The sequence below is a fragment of the Woeseia oceani genome, from assembly GCF_001677435.1.
In the GTDB taxonomy this organism is placed as follows: domain Bacteria; phylum Pseudomonadota; class Gammaproteobacteria; order Steroidobacterales; family Woeseiaceae; genus Woeseia; species Woeseia oceani.
In genome coordinates this window covers 1,484,088-1,506,246 of sequence record NZ_CP016268.1, presented here as the reverse complement: position 1 = coordinate 1,506,246, position 22,159 = coordinate 1,484,088, and the positions used below count along the sequence as shown (strand labels likewise).

At 54.8% G+C, this 22,159-nt stretch carries 17 protein-coding genes; 2 read left to right on the top strand and 15 right to left on the bottom strand.

Features of this window, described 5'->3' with window-relative positions; genetic code table 11:
• Positions 1–19 precede the first annotated feature (19 nt).
• The 13 genes from BA177_RS06645 to BA177_RS06585 form a co-directional block, all read right to left on the bottom strand.
• Positions 20–1,468 carry an oligosaccharide flippase family protein gene (locus tag BA177_RS06645; RefSeq protein ID WP_068614470.1) on the bottom strand — a complete coding sequence of 483 codons (1,449 nt, stop codon included), beginning with the start codon at positions 1,466–1,468 and terminating at the stop codon, positions 20–22.
• 16 nt (positions 1,469–1,484) lie between these two features.
• Entirely contained in the window at positions 1,485–2,144 is a 660-nt protein-coding gene (locus tag BA177_RS06640; protein WP_068614467.1) for a glycosyltransferase family 32 protein, read from the bottom strand.
• Between the two features lie 147 nt (positions 2,145–2,291).
• Positions 2,292–3,236 carry a Wzz/FepE/Etk N-terminal domain-containing protein gene (locus BA177_RS06635; protein WP_068614464.1) on the bottom strand — a complete coding sequence of 315 codons (945 nt, stop codon included), beginning with the start codon at positions 3,234–3,236 and terminating at the stop codon, positions 2,292–2,294.
• 55 nt (positions 3,237–3,291) lie between these two features.
• Positions 3,292–5,637, bottom strand: coding sequence for an SLBB domain-containing protein (locus tag BA177_RS06630; protein ID WP_197493367.1), 2,346 nt, complete (start codon positions 5,635–5,637; stop codon positions 3,292–3,294).
• Positions 5,638–6,218: 581 nt separating this feature from the next.
• A complete protein-coding gene (locus BA177_RS06625) occupies positions 6,219–7,553 on the bottom strand; it encodes a capsule assembly Wzi family protein (RefSeq protein ID WP_197493366.1) in 1,335 nt (444 codons plus the stop codon).
• Between the two features lie 158 nt (positions 7,554–7,711).
• The gene (locus BA177_RS06620) at positions 7,712–9,283 is read right to left on the bottom strand and encodes a capsule assembly Wzi family protein (RefSeq protein ID WP_068614456.1); all 1,572 of its coding nucleotides are present in this window, start codon (positions 9,281–9,283) and stop codon (positions 7,712–7,714) included.
• Positions 9,284–9,351: 68 nt separating this feature from the next.
• Complete coding sequence (pgi, locus tag BA177_RS06615; RefSeq protein ID WP_231892494.1) at positions 9,352–11,004, bottom strand: glucose-6-phosphate isomerase; 1,653 nt, start codon at positions 11,002–11,004, stop codon at positions 9,352–9,354.
• Positions 10,991–12,022, bottom strand: a complete 1,032-nt coding sequence (locus tag BA177_RS06610) for an NAD-dependent epimerase (protein WP_068614450.1) — start codon at positions 12,020–12,022, stop codon at positions 10,991–10,993. Before BA177_RS06610 ends, pgi begins: the two co-directional genes overlap by 14 nt.
• Before the next feature lie 21 nt (positions 12,023–12,043).
• Positions 12,044–13,324, bottom strand: coding sequence for a Vi polysaccharide biosynthesis UDP-N-acetylglucosamine C-6 dehydrogenase TviB (tviB, locus tag BA177_RS06605; protein WP_068614447.1), 1,281 nt, complete (start codon positions 13,322–13,324; stop codon positions 12,044–12,046).
• Positions 13,325–13,478: 154 nt separating this feature from the next.
• Positions 13,479–14,978 (bottom strand): sodium/proton antiporter NhaB, encoded by a 1,500-nt coding sequence (gene nhaB / locus BA177_RS06600; RefSeq protein ID WP_068614444.1) that lies wholly within the window; start codon positions 14,976–14,978, stop codon positions 13,479–13,481.
• Positions 14,979–15,119: 141 nt separating this feature from the next.
• Entirely contained in the window at positions 15,120–15,845 is a 726-nt protein-coding gene (gene dnaQ / locus BA177_RS06595) for a DNA polymerase III subunit epsilon (protein ID WP_068614442.1), read from the bottom strand.
• Positions 15,846–15,863: 18 nt separating this feature from the next.
• On the bottom strand, positions 15,864–16,307 hold the full coding sequence (gene rnhA / locus BA177_RS06590) for a ribonuclease HI (protein ID WP_068614439.1): 444 nt from the start codon (positions 16,305–16,307) through the stop codon (positions 15,864–15,866).
• Positions 16,308–16,338: 31 nt separating this feature from the next.
• Positions 16,339–17,100 carry a class I SAM-dependent methyltransferase gene (locus BA177_RS06585; protein ID WP_197493365.1) on the bottom strand — a complete coding sequence of 254 codons (762 nt, stop codon included), beginning with the start codon at positions 17,098–17,100 and terminating at the stop codon, positions 16,339–16,341.
• Positions 17,101–17,191: 91 nt separating this feature from the next.
• Here BA177_RS06585 and BA177_RS06580 point away from each other — a divergent pair, with 91 nt between their 5' ends.
• Both BA177_RS06580 and BA177_RS06575 read left to right on the top strand, forming a co-directional pair.
• Positions 17,192–18,790: a LysM peptidoglycan-binding domain-containing protein gene (locus tag BA177_RS06580; RefSeq protein WP_068614432.1), complete on the top strand. Its 1,599-nt coding sequence runs from the start codon at positions 17,192–17,194 to the stop codon at positions 18,788–18,790.
• Between the two features lie 93 nt (positions 18,791–18,883).
• Positions 18,884–19,672 carry an enoyl-ACP reductase FabI gene (locus tag BA177_RS06575; protein ID WP_068614430.1) on the top strand — a complete coding sequence of 263 codons (789 nt, stop codon included), beginning with the start codon at positions 18,884–18,886 and terminating at the stop codon, positions 19,670–19,672.
• A 15-nt stretch (positions 19,673–19,687) separates the two neighbouring features.
• Here the strand turns inward: BA177_RS06575 and BA177_RS06570 are convergent, their stop codons facing one another.
• Positions 19,688–20,752, bottom strand: a complete 1,065-nt coding sequence (locus BA177_RS06570) for a glycosyltransferase family 4 protein (RefSeq protein ID WP_082989921.1) — start codon at positions 20,750–20,752, stop codon at positions 19,688–19,690.
• Positions 20,753–20,785: 33 nt separating this feature from the next.
• Positions 20,786–22,087, bottom strand: a complete 1,302-nt coding sequence (locus tag BA177_RS06565) for a dicarboxylate/amino acid:cation symporter (RefSeq protein WP_068614424.1) — start codon at positions 22,085–22,087, stop codon at positions 20,786–20,788.
• Between the last annotated feature and the right edge of the window lie 72 nt (positions 22,088–22,159).

Here is a 22,159-nt window from a genome sequence, read left to right as displayed (position 1 = left end):
TACCATCCCTCAAATTCGATTAATGTAAGTTTTCTCTATTGAAGCTGCAGACTATTTCACCGCCCTTCTCAATCAACAGTTTCTGCTCGTCTCTGGTGAAAAGCACTTGCCACCCGACGAACACGACCAACGTGCCGCCTAAAGTTGCACTGATCAGCGTGGATGGCATCCAGAACGCCAAAACCCCTGCCAACCCGAGATAGATCGTTATAAACACCAGTATCCTGAGAACAGCGCTCCTCTCCATGATACGGCGCTTCAACACGAGATAAGACAGTCCACTGGTCGTCATCAGAACCAGCAACAACATTCCAATTGCCGCTCCGGTTATGCCCAGAACTTGAATCAAGAGCACGTTACAAATCGCCTGCAATACCGTAGTCACCGCAGTTACTCTCAAGAGACTGCTCTCGAGACCGTTCGCCAGCAACACCTGATAAAACACGCCGCTTGATGTCATCAGGCCAACAGCTACCATGAGAATCATGGCTGCAAACTCCGCGTCTGCGTACTTATCGCCAAATAGCACTCCGATCAACCATGGTCCGCATGCAGCTCCAAGGACACCCATCAAAGCCCCGATCGCCACTACCATTCGCAAGATAACATTCAGCGTCGGCGAGCTTTCCCGGAATCGGCACAGCCACGGATACACTGTCGTCATGCTTGCGCCCACAATCACTTGCGACACCTCATAAAATTTATTTGCCAACGAGTAGCCTGCAAGCGCGTTTGTCGATACAAAATAGGAAACCAATAACCAGTCGAATCGGTTTTGAACTGCAGTTAGAAGTCCAATCCCGCCTATTACTAAGCCTGACTTCAACATGCCGCAAGTCAATTGCGACAGTGACTCTCCATCCGATTGCACAGTCCGACGACTTCGCCGTTGAACAGTCGCGAATGCAGACGCAGAAATCAAAGCCCTAACGACGAGCAGCAAAGCCATGAGCTCAAGAATTGTACCGTTATCGCCTTGTGTCAGGAAAAGAATAGCGAGCAATTTAAGTACACCAATACCAGCCGCCATGGCATTTGCATGGGTTTGCAGGCTATTGGTCCTTAACCATGCCTTGCAAACGCCATCTGACATGTTGAAAATCGACTGCCCGCCGATGAGCAGCAACAACCAAAACCGGCCTGCATCCAGATAATCCTGCGCGAACAAAAAAACTATGACTGATAGCCCAACCAGCAAGATCGGCAGCCTTGGAATGTAAGTCGCGATGTAGGCGTTTTTTAGCGAGGGGCGGCTGGTGCCGAACTTCCTCGTCAGGACAGGTTCGACGCCGAGGTCGACGGTCATATTGAAGAAGACGATTACTGCTGCGGCCCACGCGTAGACGCCTACAACATTGACGGCAAACGTCGTGTACAGAAGGAAGTTGAACCCGATTTCGCAGAGCTGTGCAATCCCGACAGTGAAATACGCGAATATGAAAGTTCGCTTGACCATCTCCCCTTTCATATTGCCATCCGCAGAATTATCTGATCAGGATGCGTTTCGCTACGCTTAAAGCTCGGCGCCAATCAGGCACGCGCTTTTTCCAAGAGTCAGCGTAGTGATGGACAGCGTAGCTGTTACTTGTATCGACAGACTCTCGATTGGGAGTGTGGTAATTAAACGGGTAGAACAAATGACTGGGGAACACCGTCAGGTCATTCTTAAATCCGCCTCGCAAAACGCAGCCCGTGAAAAACGCCGGCCCTGTTTCAACGTTAACTGGCTTGAGACCAAGTCTGTCTGGAAACTGCCTGATAACACTTTCAAACAATGGTGATTGGCGCCGAGCGCCGAGCAATCCAATTGACAGATACACAGAATCTTCCGAACAAGTGAAGTCCTCTACGCCCTCCAAAATGTCGTCGAATGGCCTCAGACATTCGAAGTCTGTATCGAAGTACACACCACCGTGCTTGTGGAGAATTTCCATGCGCAGCAGGTCAGCCATCTGTGCAGGGTGTTGGCACTGCTTCAGCAGACCCGCGCAACGAGGTTCAAAATCCAGGTTATCAAGATTCCACAATCGGTAAACCCAGGACGGGTGCTTTTCGATCCAGGTATCACGCAAGCGTTTTGCTTCATCGGACAGATCTGGCTGCTCGTCATTTATCCAGATTTGGTGGAACACCTTTTCGATCATCAAATTGTACGGCAATAGGTCACAGCACGGCCCTGGCGGGCAATCCGTGCAACCATTGCTGTCCGGCAATTAAAAGTTGCAGCTTCCGAACAAGAGAGTCGAAGCCGCCGCGTGTCCTGACATTCGTAATTCGAGGAATACCGTTCATCAGCCAGTCCTTTCTGTCCGGACTATATTACGTACCAGCAACAGCAGCAGCCCAATCAAGCCCCCTAGAATTGTGCCGACGATGGCAATCGCCGCACGCTTTGGTGATGCTTTCAATTCCGGAGCGATAGCTGGATCAATAGTTCGGAATACATACTCGGGCGAAACATTTGCCAGCATGACTGTCTTTGACTGCTCCTCAATCAGTCGAAAGAATACGGCCCGAAGTTCCGACAAAGATGTCGATTGCACCTGCTGCTGAAGGTAATCTATGGCACGCTCCGCTTCTGCGACGTCGCGATTCATTATTTCCGCATTGATAGCCTCGACAAGCTTGTCGACCCATTGTTTGGCCACGTGCGGCGAATAGTGCTCAATAGATACATGGATAAATCCTGTCTTCTTGTCCTCACTGATGGACAGCAGATCCTTAAAAGCCTTATACGCTTCTTGGCTGGAAGGTACAGTCTGCTTCGGCCAACCTACGTCCCGAACCCACTCACTGAGTGATGAGTCGTAAACTTCCTGATCGATTATCAATTCAGAGGTTTTCTCGTCCCAACCTGATCCGGCAATCAGCGGTACAAGCAAATCGTTTCGCTCTATGAAATCAACAATAAACTTGCGCGATTGCAAAGTCTCAATGGCCAAATCGGTCTTGTCCCCTTTGCCCGCGGTCACACTAACTCCCGCCAGACTTGCTAAGCCTCCATATTGCGCCGCAAGGGCTGCGAGTCCGCCAGCGCCTTCTTCACGATTTGGCGCAAGAAGTGCTTCAGCTCGATAAATGTTGGGCAATAGCAGTGCATAGGTGACGGCCATAACGGCAAACAACACTGTTACCGAGCCCACTATCCATTTGCCCTCCCAGATAGCCTGAATCAATTCACCGAGGCGAATTTCATCGTCATACTGATCTGCCTTATCCTTCAAACTGGCACCCATTCCTGATTCCCGATCCTCTTAGAGGCCGCGCTCTGCATCCGTAGCCTCGTCAAGACTAGAATCTCGAAACTGCAGTTGCCGCGATGGCAAGGTTGTAGACAATTTGGGACGCGCTTGTCCACAAGGTCAACGGTCGCACGCGTTCGGTATCGAGTGGCACCACGATGGTATCACCTGCCAATATTTGGGTCCGGTCTCTGCCTGCAAAAAACCTCGATTCCTTTCCTGAGATTACTTCGCCATTTGCCCGGACAATATAAATTCTCTTATCGTCTGCTTTGTTCGTCATCCCTCCACTACGCGCCAGATAATCGCCGCGGTTGTAGCCGGGTTGCCAAACGTGGGACGTTGAAAACTGCACTTCCCCGATAACGGTTACTTCTTGAGGCTGCCTGGGTACCAGCAGAAAATCGCCATCCTCCACCAGAATATCCGCGGATCGATCGCGCCCTGTGACACTCGGCAAGTCGATAACCAAGCGACCTGTCGGCTCTGTCGAACGCAGCTGGCCCAGCAGTGACTGACCGACCCCAATGGCATTCGAGGGCCCCGAGTCGGACAATGACAAGCTTGCCAGATCCAGCTCGATCCTGGACGCGAGCTTGAGTATTTGATCTCGCTCTCGCTTCTTTAGGCTTTCACGCGTAAACACACTGCCACTTGGAAATGCTCGGCTCGTAAGACCACCTGCACGCTCAAGGATATCGGAAATTGATTCGCCGTTATTAACTGTGTAGCGCCCTGGGAAACGCACCTCCCCCCTGAGCTCGATGAAGGATTGTTTAGTCCAGTTCGGAGTTTCACGAATATTCATGAAGTCAAACGGCTGCAGCAACAAGTTCGCCGCCGTTTCTCCAGCCAGCGCCGCAGCCAAGTCCACAGAAATGAGTCTGGCCTCGCGTTCGCCAGCGTCATTCAGTTCATATCGAGTAAGCTCTGCTTCTTCTATATAGGCTGATTGTGCCAACCCACCTCCCGCACGGATCAGATCCGCAATTCGCATTCCCGGCTCAAGCGGCACATCACCTGGCGCATTTACGCTGCCGTCAATTGTGACCACACGCATCTTCCGATCACGCGACGTACGTAACTGCATTTCTTCCAGTATCGGCCCCATGATGTGGGCGCGTCCGACTTGCAAGTCGAATACGAAGATTCGATCACGCGGTTCCAATAGTGGATCTGCAACACTGCCAGGGCTTTTCCAAGCACTCTCAAGGTCGGCCGATAACGCGTCCATACCTACATTTGGCACCGGTTCGCGCTGAATAAGTACATAGTTAATGTCACTATTGGGCCTTAATATTCTTGCGCTTGGAATTACGTCGGAAAGTCGCAAGCCGCTTCGCCACTCAGCGTAGACAGGGTAGTGCACGTTTCCTACAACCGTTACGGCCTTGTCAATGACTCGTATCGCTGTCGGAATTCGGATAAGGTCACCGTCCAACGCTGCGGTCACATTGCCGCCGGTGCGATCGAGATCAGGCTCAATTGTAACCAGCCCTTTGTCGGGCACGACTCGTTCAATTGTAATGTCGGTGGCCACCGCCTCTGCGGTCATGCCACCAGCCATCCGGATCACGTCCTGAACACTCGCCGAATCGTGCATCTCATAAATGGCCGGTCTGTTTACCTCTCCTACAATTTTTACGCGTTTCCCGACCGGCGGCACAAAAATTACGTCACCTTCCTGAATACGCAAATCTTGCCTAGTATCTCCGTTCAACAACAGATCATAAACGTCGAGTTCACCAACAGTTTTGCCGGCCCGCTTCAACTCAATGCGGCGCAACGAGCCCTGCCTTGCAATGCCCCCACCCGTCGACAGTACCGTCGTCATTGTCGACAATGCCCCAACGGAATAGGAACCCGGCTTCTTGACATCCCCGACCAGGAAAACTTGCACAGCTCTTAGCTCACCAAGTGTAATACTCACTTGCGTGCCGATCATCTGCTCGGTAACTCTTTTCTCTACCGCCTGACGAGTTGCCAGAAAACTCAGACCGCCTATCGCAACTGGTCCGATTTCCGGAATTACAATTGTGCCGTCACGCTCGACTTGGACGTCGTACTCAGCATTTCGATTGCCGAAGAACCGAATTCTGACATTGTCGCCTGGACCTACGGTGTAGTCCGTCGGTACGGGTATACGACGAGTATCGTCTCCCTTCTGCCCGACCTCGCCGGAAAATAATTCGTAACCGAAAGGCTCGAGAGCCTGCTCTCCGATGGGCGTCAATGGCAGCAGCGTGATGTTGATCTCCATGCCGGAGAGAACAGGCTCTGCCTGCAAGCGCAGTGTACCCTGCTCTTCGGTCAGACCGGCGAGTCCGATCACCCTTATGCCCGGCAGCTGCAGTTGCCCGCGACTATTAAGCTGATAAGGATTTCCGTCGCGCAATCGTTGTACGCGATCCCGAAATTCGATTTCCTCTTCAGCATCGCGGAAATCCGTTCGCGCAACCAGCGAGTCGTCAATACCAACTATGACGGTATCGCCAGCTACAAATCGTAGCGGCCCGTCCATTGCCGTGCGTAGCACGCCTTCGTCACCCTGTGACTTCTCGGCGCGTACTTGTTCTACATCAGTACTTTCGTTCTGTTTGTCGGACGAACCACTCCGGAGCTGGCGCAACTGGCGGAGAGCACTCTCGCGCTGAGCCGCTGGCAAACTGTCGAGCAAGCGTTGTTGCTCCGGAGTGATATTCACGACTTGAGCCACAACGGGTGCAGCCCAAAGCCAACCGAGCATCACGATCCCAATTAGCCCGTGAATCAAATATCTCGTATTGCCTGTCATTTTGTCCGTTCCCAAGATTCGCCATTGCCGATGTCGGCTCTCACGCCAAATCAGCGGCAACTGTCCCTGCCTACCCGTTTAGTAACGCCGAGCCCCCTTTGCCTTCTTGTTAGCGGTTCACGGGCTCGCTCTAAGCGGCTTGCCCGAATACCAATTGTCTGTTCTGCCCAGCTTTGTGTCCGTTAGTTCGATTGCCATTGCAAAAATGCTTGCAGGTCATCTTCTCGTCCCTGATCGATCGAATCAATTCGCTTAAGCCAACCCAGCCCCAGACTGATTTCGCCGGAGGAAATTTGCCTATTGTGCCGGATAAACAGATCAAACTGCTCAATCCCAGTTGCGCTGATGCTATGCATTGCTGAATTTGCGCCGAGACGATTGATCTCCGAGTAACGAATCTTTGCATCCCACGAACGATCCGTGGATTGTAACAATGTTGTGCCGAGGGAGTACGTTAATCCATCCCCATCCACTCCGTGACCAATCGAACGACCTCGGTAACGATAGCCGCTTCGGTAAATGCCGTGTTCATAGGCGCAACCAGGATTGTTGTCGCTGAAGCCCAGTCCGCCACGACGGCAACTAGTTTCGGCTATTTCGATATGACTGACGTGCTGCCAGCTACTCGCGTTACCGCGGTATTCAAGGCCGGCCAAGCGCAACCATGAGCCGAGCTCGGGCCCACCGCGCCGGGTATCCTCAGCGATCCATTGCATATAGACCGCTAGTGGTTGCTCCGTTGGCAGGCGCCAGCGCATGTCGATACCGGCCAGCTGATTCCCGGGTTCGTCCTCGGGCCCTACGTTGACGCCGCGATTATCCTTGCCTGCCAACAAATCCAGCAATGTACTACCGTCGCAGGGCCTGCCGATACCGCACCATTGTGCACTGCGCGAAAGGCCAATCTCAACGTTTTCAGTTGGCCGAAACGTAAAGCGAAAGCCAAATAACAGAGCATCGTTGATGCCCCTCTCGTCGTCCAGCCCAGCCATGAATACGCTTGCCGTCCAAGGGCCAATCCAGCCAAACCAGCGATTGTCGAAGGCCTCGCTACTGTTGCGTTGCATTGACAGAGCCGGCATTGGCCGGGCATTCGTCGACATGATTAAACTGCCATCGTGACCAGGTCCCCACCAGCGTTGTTGCCAGCCTGCAGAAAAAATCCAGTTGCCGAGCAAAAAACCTACCCAACTATCGTCCAACCGGTATTCGTCCTCATCGACAGGATTCGCCGCGTAGCCAGCCTGAAGACTGACGGCAACCCGTTCACCGCTCCATTCCAAACCCACAACGGCATTGCTTTCGTCGCGCGGCGTGTCGGCGAACGCACGAATCTCGCGCGGATTGCTGGCCAGGCTTAGTCCGTATGAGACACGTGCACCCCGGCGCTCAAAATGTAACCTGTCGCGTATTCGGTTCATCGCCGCTAACTCAGCGACACTCAGACTAGCGTCGTCAACAGCCTTCAGTGCACGTTCGATATCGGCCTGACTGATCGGCCAAGCCGAAAGTGGCATCCTAATGATGCCCCTGTCGTCAAGAAACCTCAGGTCGTGACGTAAAACGGAGTTGCCGGGCGAGACCAACATTGCTGCGTCCACCGGCATTGCTGCGGTGAGTATACAAACAAGCGCCTGCAACGCAGGCCACACGCGTATTCTGATCATCTTTATTTTTAGTAACCGCTGCGCCATTGCATATAAAACCGACTATCACTGACATCTCCACCGGGATGCTCGGCCAACTCCTGATAACCAACTCCAATCTCAACCGTACCGAATTTGAATAACCGACCGTAACTAAAATCGATGCTGACAATATCCAATGGTGTCGGTGTCAGTGTATGGCTGATATCCGGACTACCGCCGCGGTTTAGATCACCCGACCGGATCAGCACCCCCCAGTGAGTATCGTTGGCACTGATCAATTGCAGTCCCGTGGAATATAATTCGGCATCGTTGTCCGCGCCGTGTCCAATAGACCGGCCGCGATAACGATACCCTGTCCGGTAGATTCCGTGGTTATAGCCGCAGTTGAATATTGCATCTGATTCGTAAAACCGGCAGCTCGTGCCTGCAAACTCCCCAAACCAGCGCCACGAGCCGAGATGCTCTGAGTAGCCGCCCGTTTCGATACCGATCTGACCGATGAAGCGACTGGGCAAGCCACCTGCTTCATCTTCACCGATGAATTGGCCGTAAAAAGCGACCCGCCGGCCAGCGATCAGCGGCGCCCAACGGAGGTCCACGCCCGCTAGCTGATTGCCAGGCTCATTCGCTCGATCAATACCGCCATCGCCAAGGTTGTCTTTGCCGACCAGTAGGTCAAAAAATGTACCGGCATCGCAGGGTCGGCCATCGCCGCACCACTGCGCGGTTCGCGAGAACCCGACCTCCAGCGACGGTAAGGGCCGAAAATTGAGTCGCAAACCGAAAAACTGCGTGTTAGGTATCTCCCGACTGCTCTCCATCTTACCAAAGAGCATATTCAGGTCCCAGGGCCCGAGCCAATGAAGTAAGGGCAACTCAAACGCCGGAGTAAAATTGCGGTCAAGACTCAACCCAGGAATTGGTCGGGCATTGTTGGAAAGTATTAGGCCCCCATCCATGCCCGGCCCCCACCAACGATCTAGCGTATTCGCAGAAATCACCCAATTACCAACCGCAATGCCAAGAAATGAACCGTCTACCCGGCCATTGGCATCGTCATCAGTACTATCAACCAGTTGCCCCTTCAAGGTTACCGATAAGCGCTCGCCAGTCCATGAAACGCCAGCTCCAATTTCACCGGGCTCACGTGGCGTATTTTGGTAGCCGCGGATGCCAATGGGGTTCTCAGCGACACTGGCTCTGGCTGACCAGGTCAAGCGGTTGACCGCTGTTTCCCAGTCCGCCCGCACTTTGAGACGCGCGATCGAATCCAGAACACCCTTTGACTCGTTTCCTGTTGGCTCGTACAGACGAAGATCTGCCAGAACCGGTCCCCACGAAAGCGGCCAAGTTGTTACGGGGCCAGTCAGGATTCCGCGATCGGCAAGCAGCTGAATGTCATGCCGCAAAGCTGCGTCACCAGCCTCTATGGCAGGGCTCGCATTGAGTTGTTGCAAGCAGCAGACGAATAAAAGCATCGCCTTCGCGGTCATTTTGGGCAGCGAGCGCATGATCATCATGACGGTAGCAATATCGAGCAATGAACGAACCGAATTCTCGTGTGAATTGTCAAAATTGACCTTACGAATGCGCGTCATAGCAGTAGCACGCGATGGCCCCGCAACATCCGGGCAAACGAAATGCGGCCAGAGCTGCGGGCAGCCAGCTAACGCGATCGCTTCAGCAATGCAGTAGTTGAAATGTTCCTGCCGTTATAAGCTTCATCTTGCTGTACGACTGCCGTCAACTGATTAGCAAGGTGCTTGCCGAGCTCGACACCAAACTGGTCAAAAGAGTTGATCCCGTAAAGCGTTCCTTCAACGAATACTTTGTGTTCGTACAGAGCGATCAACTGGCCCAAAACTGCTGGAGTTAGAGCTCGGAACAGAATTGTACTGCTCGGTCGATTTCCAGCGTGTTCCTTGTGCCTTGCCAGACTATTAGCCCTGCCCGCAGCCACGCCAGCCGCGCGCATTTCAACTCGTGCGTCGTCTGCCGAATAGCCTTCCATAAGGGCCTCGCTTTGTGCGAGGCAGTTCGCAATCGCAAGCTTTTGCTGTAGGCCATTCCCTTCACCCACAGTTTCTACCGGCAAAATAAAGTCAATCGGAACGAAACGTGTCCCCTGATGTAGCAACTGGTAAAAAGAGTGCTGGGCGTTCGAGCCCGGCTCGCCCCAAATAATCTGCCCCGTCTTTACTTTGACCGGCCTACCATCTCTACGTACGCTTTTGCCATTGCTTTCCATTTGCAACTGTTGCAAATACGCCGGCAATCGGTCAAGGCGATTGGTATAGGGCAAAATCGCCTGCGATTCCGCACCAAAAAAGTTGCTGTACCAAACAGCCAGTAATGCCATTACAACCGGCATGTTTTCTGTCGCAGGCGCCGTTCGAAAGTGCATATCCATCCGCCGCGCACCAGCCAACACCGATTTAAAGTGATCAATACCAACCATTAGCGCCAGTGACAATCCCACTGCTGACCACAGAGAATATCGGCCGCCTACCCAGTCCCAAAAACCGAATCTAAACTCCGGGCTAATACCGAATGCGTCCATCGCCGCGTGATTGGTCGAGGCTGCAGCGAAATGCCGTACAACCGCTTCCTCACCAAGCACATCTTTCACCCAAGCTCGCGCCGCCTGCGCGTTGGTAATTGTCTCTAGGGTCGTAAACGTCTTGGAACACACAATAAACAATGTAGTTGCCGGATCTAACTCCGAATGCAAGTCGGCAAGCTGAGTACCGTCGATATTTGATACAGCGTGAAAGCGCAAGCCCTTCCGCCAATACGGACGCAGCGCATTCGTGGCCATAACCAATCCGAGATCAGAGCCGCCGATACCTATATTCACAATGTCGGTAAAGCGCTTACCACCTTCACCAGCGATTTTTCCGGCGTGCACTGCTTCCACGAAACTCTCAATTTTCGTCAGCACACCCCAGATTTCGCGAACCCCGTCAACTTCCAGTGCAATCTGATCAGACATCTTCGAGCGCAGCGCAACGTGCAAAACCGAGCGCTCTTCAGTGATATTCAATTCCTTCCCTGTGAACATCGATTCGATCGCCGCGGGTACGCCCGCTTCACACGTAAGCCGCGCTAGCAACTTTTGTGTTTCCGCGTTTATCAGATTCTTGGAGTAGTCGAGATGCAGATCCCCAGCATCGAGCGTGAATCGTTCGACCCTTCGCTTGTCACACTTGAACATGTCGCGCATATCGGCGCGCTTCATCTTGGTCCGGTAGTGATCTTTGAGCTCTTGCCAGACGGGCAAATCGAGCGGGTATCGTGCACTTAATTTAGTTTGTGGCACGTTCATTCTCATCAATATTGTAATAATCGAGGTACCACTCTACAAAACGACGTACACCCTCTTCGACTGGCGTCGCTGGCTTGTACCCCACGTCGGTCGCAAGATCGGTAGCATCCGCATACGTATCAGGGACGTCGCCCGGCTGCAATGGCAACAAGTTCTTTTCCGCTTTGCGACCAAGGCAATGTTCGATGACTTCGATGTAGTGCATCAGCTCAACAGGCTGCTGGTTACCAATATTATAGATTCGGTACGGCGCACTACTCGTTCCTGGATCAGGATCGGCTGCATTCCATTCTTCATTCGGCTCGGCGGTATGATCCATCGTTCGAATAACACCTTCGACAATATCATCGACGTAAGTGAAATCGCGCCGATGTTTACCGTAGTTAAATACGTCGATCGGTTCACCTGCAATTATTGCCCGGGTGAATAAAAACAATGCCATATCAGGCCGACCGTACGGCCCGTAAACTGTAAAAAACCGCAGTCCGGTAGTTGGCAAACCGTACAAATTTGAGTACGTATGGGCCATCAGCTCGTTTGCCTTCTTCGTAGCACCGTATAACGCCAGCGGATGATCAACATTCTGGTGTATAGAAAACGGCATTGCCGTGTTCGCACCGTAGACTGAACTGGATGACGCGTAAACTAGATGCTGGACGCCGTTGTGCCTACAACCCTCAAGAATATGTAGCGTACCCACGATATTGCTTTCGATATACGAATGTGGATTTTCAATCGAGTATCGCACCCCAGCCTGGGCTGCAAGGTGCACAACCTTGTCAAAGCGCTCATCGCGGAATAGCTTTTCTATGCCATCGCGGTCTGCCAGCTCCATTCGGACCATGCGGAAGCTGTCGAATTCGTCGAGCATTCCTGCTCGCGTTTCTTTTAATGACACGTCGTAATAGTCGTTGAAATTATCCAACCCAACGACAGTATCGCCCCGCTCAAGCAGCGTCTTCGACGTATGGAAACCGATAAATCCGGCAGCTCCAGTTACAAGAATTTTCATGCTATTACTCCGCGCGCCGAATTAGAGTCGGTCATCGCTTTCGGTCGCCGACAGTAAATACTTCACGTCATAAATTACCGACGTTTCTTTACCAAATGCACGGACACCTGCTGCGCCCATCTCTTTGAACTGATTGTGCGCAACAGCGACAACAACGACATCATATGTGCCAAACTCAGGCTGCTCCGTCATTTGTACGCCGTACTCGGCGTGCGCTTCGCCCGAATCGATCCAAGGATCGTGTACATCAACAGCAGCGCCGTATGATGCCAGTTCACGAACTATATCTATCGCCTTGGTATTCCGCACATCTGGACAGTTTTCTTTGAACGCCAACCCAAGCACAAGAATTTTGCTATCCAGCGGTTGTATACCTTTGGCGATCATGTTCTTGATAATTCGCGATGATACGTACAATGCCATGTTGTCATTGATACGGCGCCCCGCCAGTATCATTTGCGGATGATAGCCAAGTTGTTGCGCCTTGTAGGTAAGGTAATAAGGATCAACGCCTATACAGTGGCCACCCACCAATCCTGGGCGAAACGGCAGAAAGTTCCATTTGGTACCAGCTGCCAATAATACTTCTTCAGTATCGATACCCATTCGCTCAAAGATCATCGCCAACTCGTTGACCAACGCAATGTTTACATCGCGCTGTGTGTTCTCAATAACCTTTGCCGCTTCGGCGACCCGGATACTCGATGTCTTGTGAGTGCCTGCCGTAATAATCGAAGCATAAACGCTGTCAATATAGTCAGCCGCTGCGGGAGTTGAGCCGGACGTAACCTTCAAGATCGAAGGCAGGCGATGTTGTTTGTCTCCGGGATTTATTCTTTCCGGGCTGTAGCCGGCGAAGAAGTCCTTATTAAGTGTCAAACCCGAATCACGTTCGAGGATTGGTACGCAAAACTCTTCTGTTGCACCAGGAAATACGGTCGATTCGTATACCACGATATCGTTTGGCGAAAGCACTTTCCCCAATGTCTCGCTTGCAAGTCGCAATGGCAACAAAAGTGGTCGATTGTCGTTGCTAACAGGGGTAGGCACGGTGACGATGTAGAAATTGCAGCTTTTCAGATCATCGGCATTCGATGTGAAGCTCAATTGCCCCAGCGATGCCAGTTCCTCGGAGCTTACTTCCAACGTCGAGTCTTTGCCGTTTCGCAATTCCGCTATTCGGGCTTCTTTGACGTCAAAACCTAGGGTCGGATACTTCCGTCCAAACTCAACGGCGAGCGGCAGGCCTACGTAACCCAGGCCAATGACGCCTATGCGGATCTTGCTGATATCAAATGACATTTAGGGTGTCCGGAACTTGTTATTGGGTCGCCTTAAATAGCACGCTATGGCGTCAGGAACATGGATGCCGCGCACATTCCGGAACTTCCAGCGCTGCCAGTGGCCAATCTTTGAAAAATGGCTGCCCGCCTTACGGCGGGCAGCCCGGCTTTCTTTACAGGTAAATCAGCGACAACATGCCGGCAATACTCATGGCGAACGTGTAAGGCAATGCCTTGTACACCATGCGGCCATAAGACAACCGGATCAGTGGAGCCAATGCCGATGTCAGCAGGAACAGGAACGCTGCCTGCCCGTTTGGCGTTGCCACGCTGGGAATGTTGGTGCCGGTGTTGATGGCAATGGCCAGCGCATCGAACTGTTCCCGAGTGATTGCGCCACTCTCATAGATGTTCGCCAACTCTGTGATATACACAGTTGCGACGAAGACGTTGTCGCTGATCATTGACAGCACGCCATTGGCGGCGAAGAACATCGCTTCCTGGGTCTTGCCTTCGTAAGTCATTACCCAGTTGATAATTGGCGAGAACAAACCCTGATGGTCAATGACGGCTACGATGGCAAAGAATACAACCAGCAGAGCGGTGAACGGCAACGCTTCTTCGAACGCGTGGCCAATCCGGTGCTCTTCCGTCACACCGTTAAACGCGGTTGCCAGAACGATAACCATCAGACCGACGATGCCAGGTTCCGCCAGGTGCAAGCCCAGTGCAATACAGAGCAGCAACGCGACCACAGCCTGCACGCCAATCGCCATCTTTTCTTCACGGGTGCGCTTCGCGCTCATTTCCTTGTCGTACTCGGTCAACACCTCACGCACGCGGTCAGACAGCTTCGTTCCATAGCCGAACGCGCCAGTCACCTCCAGCAATACGCAGGTCGTTAAGCCTACAGCGAAGACTGGCAGCGAAATGTGGGCCATTACGAGGAAAAAGGTAACAAACTCCCAGCCCATGACCTCGCCGATCAGCAGATTCTGCGGCTCACCAACCAGGGTCATCACGCCACCCAGCGCGGTACCAACGGCAGCGTGCATCATCAGGTCGCGCAGGAATCCGCGAAACTGCTCCAGATCGGCCCGGTGCAGTTCCGTAACATCGCTGTCGGTGCCGGCATCGTGGTTGGTATCAAAAGATTTGCCGGACGCCACCTTGTGGTAAACCCCGTAGAAACCGGCGGCCACCGTTATCACCACAGCCGTGACTGTCAGCGCGTCAAGAAACGCAGACAGCACTGCCGCCATGAACGAAAAGATCACGGACAACAGGACCTTGGAACGAACGCCCAGCAGCACCTTGGTAAACACAAACAGCAGCATGTCGCGAAGGAAATAGATACCTGCGACCATGAACATCAGCAACATGATCACCGTGAAATTGAGTTCCGCTTCATGGAACACCATTTCCGGCGTCGCAAGACCAATAATAATGGCCTCAATCGCCAGCAATCCGCCGGGCTGCAATGGGTAACATTTCAATGCCATGGCAAGCGTGAAAATGAATTGCAGGACAATTATCCAACCGGCAATAAACGGCCCTACCGTCAGGACCAGTATCGGATTCAGGATCAGGAAACCGATAATTGTCAGCTTGTACCAGACCGGTGATTGCCCAAGAAAATTCTTGCGGAACGCCTCCGCCATCGTATGTGTCATAGCCCTTCCAGGTATTTAGTCTTAAATGTTGCGGGCCTGAGCCCCCGATTTGAAGCACCGCGCCGCCACCCCCCGGTGGCAATTCGCGCCCGAGGATTCTAGCGGCTTTAACGTTGCTTTGTCAGCGTCTGCGCGGGCGGCCTAGTGAACTTTCGGCTCCAGTGAGCTCCACAGGCACTTTCCGGACTCCCTCATCCGCTCCAGCATCGCCTCGTGCTCAGCCACTTCTTCGGCGCTTGCGCAGGTCACGACCAGTTCAAGGTCCTTATCCCGTTGAAAGCCACCGACTTCTGCCTCAGAGGCATTGTCTTCTTCGTTTTTTTCGTCCTGAAACAGCGCGGTCTGACCGCCGGTCATGGCCAGGTATACCCGCGCCAGCAAATCAGCGTCTATCAGCGCGCCGTGGACGTCACGACCGGACGCGTCCACTTCGTAGCGCTTGCACAACGCATCCAGACTATTGCGCTGCCCCGGGTGCATGTCCCTCGCCAGGGTCAAGGTGTCCAAAATCCTTGCGTGCTGCTCGATGGCTGGCTGCGGGTGCCGCATCAGGCGCAGTTCGTGGTCGAGAAAGCCGATATCGAACGGGGCGTTGTGGATAACGAGCTCACTGCCACGAATAAACTCGAGGAATTCGTCCACCACGTCGGTAAACCGCGGCTTATCCGCCAAGAACGCCCGACTGATGCCGTGTACGCGCTCTGCACCCTCATCGATGTCCCGATCAGGGTTGAGAAAGCGATGGAAGTCCCGACCGGTCAGGCGGCGGTTGACCAATTCCATACAACCGATTTCGATGACCCGGTGACCCTCAGCTGGCGTCAAACCAGTGGTTTCGGTATCGAGAACAATCTGCCGTTTACTCATTAAGTCCGGACTCCCGGGTTACCGACCGAGCTCATCGATACCGCGATTCGCCAGTGCGTCCGCCGCTTCGTTGCCCTCATTGCCGGTGTGGCCCCTGACCCATTGCCAGACAACGTCATGCTGCATCACAGCCGCGTCCAGTGCCTGCCACAAATCCTGATTCTTGACCGGTTTTTTGCTGGCCGTTTTCCAGCCACGCTTTTTCCAGTTCGGCATCCATTCACGAATTCCGTCCATGACGTACTTCGAATCCGTGTACAGCTTCACCTGCCGTTTGCCGCGCAAGGCGTTCAGCGCCTCGATGGCGGCGGTCAGCTCCATACGGTTATTGGTCGTTTCCCGCTCTCCGCCGTGCAAGGTCTTCCTGTGCCCGCCACTGATTAACAATGCGCCCCAGCCACCAGGCCCCGGGTTTCCTCGGCATGCGCCATCGGTGTAAATCTCAATTATTTCGTCGGTCAATGTTCTTAGCTGCTGTTGGCGCCGTATCGACTCAGGAATCCCGGTCCGGCAGGTTGCGAGTTGTCGGTTTTACGAGGCCACCCACCACTTTCGGCTTGGCGCGCCATGGCATCCGCACCGTGGTCAGAGGTATCACTCGTTTCTGCGCCGAGAGCATATAGCACGCTGCCAGCTCCGGCCACCAGCGACGCCCCCGCTGCTCCCAAAGCTGGGTGTCCAGCGTCCGGTTACCGGGCAATGGCCAACGGAAAAAATAACGGGTAACCCCGTGAATATGCAGGTCCAGCAGCTTCAGCCAATCGCACAACTGCCGGTCGGCAATCAGCGCGTCCATGGCCGGCGGCATGCCCGCGCCGGGAATGAGCCTCCGCAATCCCCACAGACCGCCTGGTTTGAAGCCGAGAATGATCAAATGGCCATCAGCCCGCAGTACCCGGTGGACCTCGCGCAGTATGGCGTGCGGTCGCCCGCTGTACTCCAGGGTATGCGGCAAAATCACGGCATCCACGGACTCGCTGCAGAGCGGCAAGCGGTGCAGATGGCCGACCGCACTGGGATCCGTTGCGGCCAGGACGCCGCCCGGCTCGGAGACCAGCAGCGAACGCTGCGTCCGGGCGTAGCGCTGGAATGCCGACCGCCCACCCCATTGGCCGAGCTGCAGGCAGTATTCCCCGAACACGCTGTCGAGCGCACGCTCCATCAGCCGGGCTTCCTGGGCAAGCAGCGCCTCACCCACCGGCGTGGCCAGCCAGCTTGCGATCTTGTCCTGTCTTTCCGGTGGGCTTTCAGTCACAGATTTCGCCTCGGTCGCTAGAACGCCAGCCTGCCATACCCGATGTGAATTACGTACTTGCATAGCGTAGCCCGGTCAGTAGGATAGCGCGATGCCGAACATAATGACGACGTTTCAACGCCATTGGCGAACCCTGGTTCTGAGCTGCCTTGCCGGCCCGCTGGCTGGCGCCACCAGCCTGACCCTCGATGCAGACGGGCTAAATGGCGAGCGGCAGGAACCCGAGCTGCAGCTGGAACTCGAAGGCTATCAGGCTGCCAACGTCACTCCAGCGGCTGTCTGGAATGACCTGCTGGAGCATTTGCGACAGAACTTCAGCATTCCGCCCGTCATGAACTCGCGGGTTGAGGCCGAGCTCAACTGGTTCATCCGTCACCCGGAATACCTCACTCGCGTCTTCACCCGCGCGCAGCGCTATTTGCCGTACATCAGCCGCGAAATTGACAAACGCGGCCTGCCATCAGAGCTCGCCCTGCTCCCCATCGTCGAAAGTGCCTACGACCCGTTCGCCTATTCGCACGGTCGCGCTTCCGGCCTGTGGCAGATCGTGCCCGGCACCGGCCGTCATTTCGGCATTCGCCAGAACTGGTGGTATGACGGTCGGCGGGATGTCGTCGACTCGACGGACGGCGCACTGAAATACCTGGATCACCTGCACGGCCTGATGGACGGAGACTGGCTGCTCGCTGTGGCGTCGTACAACACGGGCGAAGGCAACATACTGAAGGCCATCAAGCGTAACCGGGCAAAATCCAAGCCGACCGATTTCTGGAATCTGAACGTATCGCGGGAAACCAGCAGCTACGTGCCCAAGCTCATGGCGCTGGTCGAAATCGTCCGTGACCCTGGCGCGTATGGGCTCACGCTGCCGACGGTTGTCAGCGATCAGCAGTTCGTACCGGTCGACATTGGCGGCCAGCTTGATCTCGCGCTGGCCGCAGAGCTTGGCGGTATTGACCTGGACACACTCTACTCCTGGAATGCAGGCTACAATCGCTGGGCAACAGACCCGGCCGGTCCGCACCGGCTGCTACTGCCAATCGACGCCGCCGAGACATTCACCAATGCACTGGCTGCCCTGCCCGACGACGAACGTGTGCGCTGGCAGCGGCACAAGATCGGCAACGGCGAAACGCTGTCCGGGATTGCGGAAAAATACCACACGACCCTCGCGTCAATTCGCGAAGCCAACAACATCCGCGGCAATACCATTCGCGCCGGTCAGTATTTAATGATCCCGGTCGCCAGCAAGCCGCTGGGTAGCTACAACCTGAGCGCCAGCGAACGTCGCGCCGCGAAACAGGAGAAGCCACGCGCCGGCAATCGTATCGAACACTTTGTCGCATCCGGCGAAAGTTTCTGGTCTATCAGCCGCAAGTACGGGGTCGGGATGCGCAACCTCGCGAGCTGGAACGGCATGGCACCGCGCGATACGTTATCCATCGGACAGAAGCTGGTTGTCTGGACCGACAAAGCCTCTGCAGGCACCAACGCTGCCCCCAGCAATGTCTCCACAACGCGAAAACTGAACTACACTGTACGCAATGGCGATTCTCTGTACCTTATCGCCAATCGGTTTCGTATCACGGTTGCGGACTTGTTGCGCTGGAACAAGATCGACAAGAATAAGATTTTGCGCCCTGGCCAGCGACTGACGATGTACGTCGACGTCAGGTCACAATCCAGCTAACGCGACGGCATACCCGTCGTCTGACATGCATTGTGGCCGCCGCGCCACGGCACTAGAATCACCGTCTCACTATTGCACTATCGGGGAATCAGTATGGGGTTCATGGCAGGTAAACGCGCTCTGATTGTAGGGCTCGCCAGCAAACGGTCCATCGCCTGGGGCATCGCACAGGCATTCGCACGCGAAGGCGCCGAACTGGCGTTCACGTATCAGAACGAGAAGCTGAAGCCTCGGGTCGAAGATATGGCCAAGGAACTCGGCTCGTCACTGGTCTACCCGCTGGACGTGGCCCACGATTCAGAAATCGACGCGCTGATGGAATCCATCAAACAAGAGTGGGACGGCTTCGAAGTGCTGGTTCACTCAGTTGGCTTTGCGCCCCGCGATCAACTCGCCGGCACCTATATTGAAAGCGTAACCCGCGAAGGTTTCCAGATCGCTCACGACATCTCAAGCTACAGCCTGGCAGGCCTGGCAAAGGCCGCTTTGCCGCTGATGGAAAACCGCAATTCGGCGATACTGACCTTGTCCTACCTCGGCGCTGTTCGAGCTGTACCGAACTACAACGTCATGGGTCTGGCCAAGGCAAGTCTGGAAGCAAACGTGCGTTTCCTTGCCGCAGACCTCGGCCCGCGTGGCATTCGGGTGAACGGCATATCGGCAGGCGCCATCAAGACCCTGGCGGCCGCGGGTATCGCCGGCTTCCGGAAAATGCTGACGCACATGGAACAGGTCTCACCCATACGCCGTAACGTCACGCCGGAAGATGTCGGCAATGCGGCGGCTTTTCTTTGTTCGGATCTTGCCGCAGGCATCGCCGGTGAAATCATGTACGTCGATGGCGGGTACAACACGATTGGCATGCACCTGGACGAGGAATAAGGCGATTTCCGCGAGCTAGCGCATTCGCAGCAGTTTTCGATACAGCGCTTCGTAGCGGTCAGCCATCGCTACCGGGCTGTACGCATCTGCCTGGCTCAGGTTGGCTGCCCGCATCGACGCATACAGATTGTCGTCCTGCAACAGGGTCAGGACGGCAGTCAGTAGCTCCTCAGGCCGTTCCGGCTCTATCAAGAGACCGTTTACCTTGTCGACCACAATATCGGGAATGCCGCCGACATTGCTCGCGACCAGCGGCAATCCAAAACTCATCGCGTCGAGCAGCGTTGAACCCAGGCCCTCGTGCAACGAGGGAAACACAAACAGATCAAACACTGACAGCCAATCGTCAATGTTGTCGACGAAACCTGTGAATTCCAGGTTGTCCAGGCCCGCGGCCGATGCCCGGAACGTTGTCTCATCACGCCCGTCGCCCACCAGCACGAAATGCAATTGCGGGTGCTGATCCCGCGCAAGACGGGCCATCTCGATGATCGTTCCCTGCCCTTTGTGGGCGTGATCCAGGGCGCCGACATGGCCCACTACAGTTTTGCCGGCAAACCGCGCCCGCAAGGCTTCCGGCGTGCGATGAGCACTGGCCAGATCAGCATGTGCATCCGCAATTACCGTGCAGCGTACCCCTGGGTAACTGGCCTGAATCTGTTCCGCAATGGTCCGTGAAACGCCGACCACAGCACTGGCTCGACGGTAGGCCCTGTCCCGCAACGGCGACGACTTGAAAGGGTTGTCAACGCGCCTCGTTAGCAACCAGGGGACACGCGGCAGGCGGGCAGCCAGCCAACAGGCATAGATTCCCCGGGCTTCGTGCGCGTGCAGCAGATCAGCGCCATGCGCAGCCCATGCCGCTGCCAGCGGTTGCGAGGCCGACTCGACGATCTCCAGTCCGGTTACCGAGGAACAACGCGGAGCAAGCTTGCCGTTACGCCGGGCAACCAACCGTTGGCGATAGCCACGCTTCGCCAACTCCTCGATGAGCAATTGGGTTTGGCGCTCTCCCCCCCGATAGTCTGACGCAAGATTGACGTGGCACAGCAAGGGACTGGCTGGCAATGAAGTGCTCACGCGAGGTGCTTGCCTGCCGTCATGCCACGACGATCAGCTCTTGGTATCCAATGCCAGCTTGGTTTCCTCACCGCTCATACGCGCAACAATTACGGCGCAGCAAGAGTCGCCGAATATATTGAGGCTGGTCCGCATCATGTCGAGAATCCGATCGAAGACCAGCAGCACACCCACCGCTTCCAGGGGCAAGCCGACCGCGCCAAGTATGATCGCAATCGCAACCAGTGATGCCGACGGCACACCGGCAACCCCGACGGATGTCAGCAATGCGATGATCACTATGGAAAACTGCACGGCGATCGTCAGATCCAGCCCGTAAGCCTGCGCCAGAAACATTGCGGCGGCGCATTCATACAACGCGGTACCGTTCATGTTGACCGTTGCGCCGAGCGGCAATACAAAGCTCGATATCTTATTGGAAACGCCTGCGTTGTCTTCGACGCAGTTCATCGTGACAGGCAACGTGGCAGACGACGACGCGGTTGAGAACGCCGTCAACATCGCCGGCGCCATGGCAGGGAACATCTTGTACGGCGAAACCTTGCCGAGATAGCGCAGGAACAACGGTAAGACGACGAGTGCATGCACGGCCAGCGCGGCAATCACGGTTAGCGCGAATATGGCCAAGGGGCCCACACCGGAGAAACCAGCTTCAGCCACAACCTTGCCCACCAATCCGAAAACACCGATAGGTGCGAACTTCATGATCCATTCGGTCATGAGCATCATAATGTTGAACACGCCATCCCAGAACTGATACATCGGTTCCGAAAGCGCATTGTCCATCTGCGTCATGAAATAACCGAACAATAACGCGAAGAAAATGATGCCCAGCATCTGTCCGTCCGCCGCGGCCTGCACGACATTCGGCGGAACCATGTCCTTGAATATCTGCGCGACATCACCGGGTCCGCGACTTTCAGCCGCCAGTGCAATCTGGCTGCCACCGGCATCCAGACCGAGCATATCGCCAACCGGCTGTCCGTCCAGGTAGCCGGGACCAATCAAGTTGACCAGCAGCAGTCCAACCAGTATGGCTGCGATTGTCGTCGCCATATAAAACAGCAGCGTCTTGCCACCAAGCGAACCCAGATTACCGCCCGAACCGATGCCAGCGACACCGATCGTGATAGACGAAAAAATGAGTGGCACGATGATCATCTTCAACGCATTCAGGAAGATCGTGCCAATGTAGTCGAGAACTGCGATGGCGCTAATGCCGAAGACGCCAGGGTCCTCAACACCGTGTGCGTTCAGGTAATTGATCGTACCGCCAACCATTCCGGCCATGACGATGGCGATCAGTATCTGCCAATGCAGTTCAAGCTTGGTCATTCTGTCCCCCTGATTGTCTGCATACGTTGTGCAGCCGAGTCTTTATGCCGACCGAAGTCGGCGCTACACGCC

Excerpts from the sequence above, each read along its gene's own strand:
- tviB (WP_068614447.1), bottom strand. The coding sequence starts at position 13,324 with ATGTCATTTGATATCAGCAAGATCCGCATAGGCGTCATTGGCCTGGGT.
- BA177_RS06610 (WP_068614450.1), bottom strand. The coding sequence starts at position 12,022 with ATGAAAATTCTTGTAACTGGAGCTGCCGGATTTATCGGTTTCCATACG.
- BA177_RS06625 (WP_197493366.1), bottom strand. The coding sequence starts at position 7,553 with ATGCCACTTTCGGCTTGGCCGATCAGTCAGGCCGATATCGAACGTGCA.
- BA177_RS06645 (WP_068614470.1), bottom strand. The coding sequence starts at position 1,468 with ATGAAAGGGGAGATGGTCAAGCGAACTTTCATATTCGCGTATTTCACT.
- nhaB (WP_068614444.1), bottom strand. The coding sequence starts at position 14,978 with ATGACACATACGATGGCGGAGGCGTTCCGCAAGAATTTTCTTGGGCAA.
- BA177_RS06635 (WP_068614464.1), bottom strand. The coding sequence starts at position 3,236 with ATGGGTGCCAGTTTGAAGGATAAGGCAGATCAGTATGACGATGAAATT.
- BA177_RS06575 (WP_068614430.1), top strand. The coding sequence starts at position 18,884 with ATGGGGTTCATGGCAGGTAAACGCGCTCTGATTGTAGGGCTCGCCAGC.
- dnaQ (WP_068614442.1), bottom strand. The coding sequence starts at position 15,845 with ATGAGTAAACGGCAGATTGTTCTCGATACCGAAACCACTGGTTTGACG.
- BA177_RS06620 (WP_068614456.1), bottom strand. The coding sequence starts at position 9,283 with ATGACGCGCATTCGTAAGGTCAATTTTGACAATTCACACGAGAATTCG.
- BA177_RS06565 (WP_068614424.1), bottom strand. The coding sequence starts at position 22,087 with ATGACCAAGCTTGAACTGCATTGGCAGATACTGATCGCCATCGTCATG.
- BA177_RS06580 (WP_068614432.1), top strand. The coding sequence starts at position 17,192 with ATGCCGAACATAATGACGACGTTTCAACGCCATTGGCGAACCCTGGTT.
- BA177_RS06640 (WP_068614467.1), bottom strand. The coding sequence starts at position 2,144 with ATGATCGAAAAGGTGTTCCACCAAATCTGGATAAATGACGAGCAGCCA.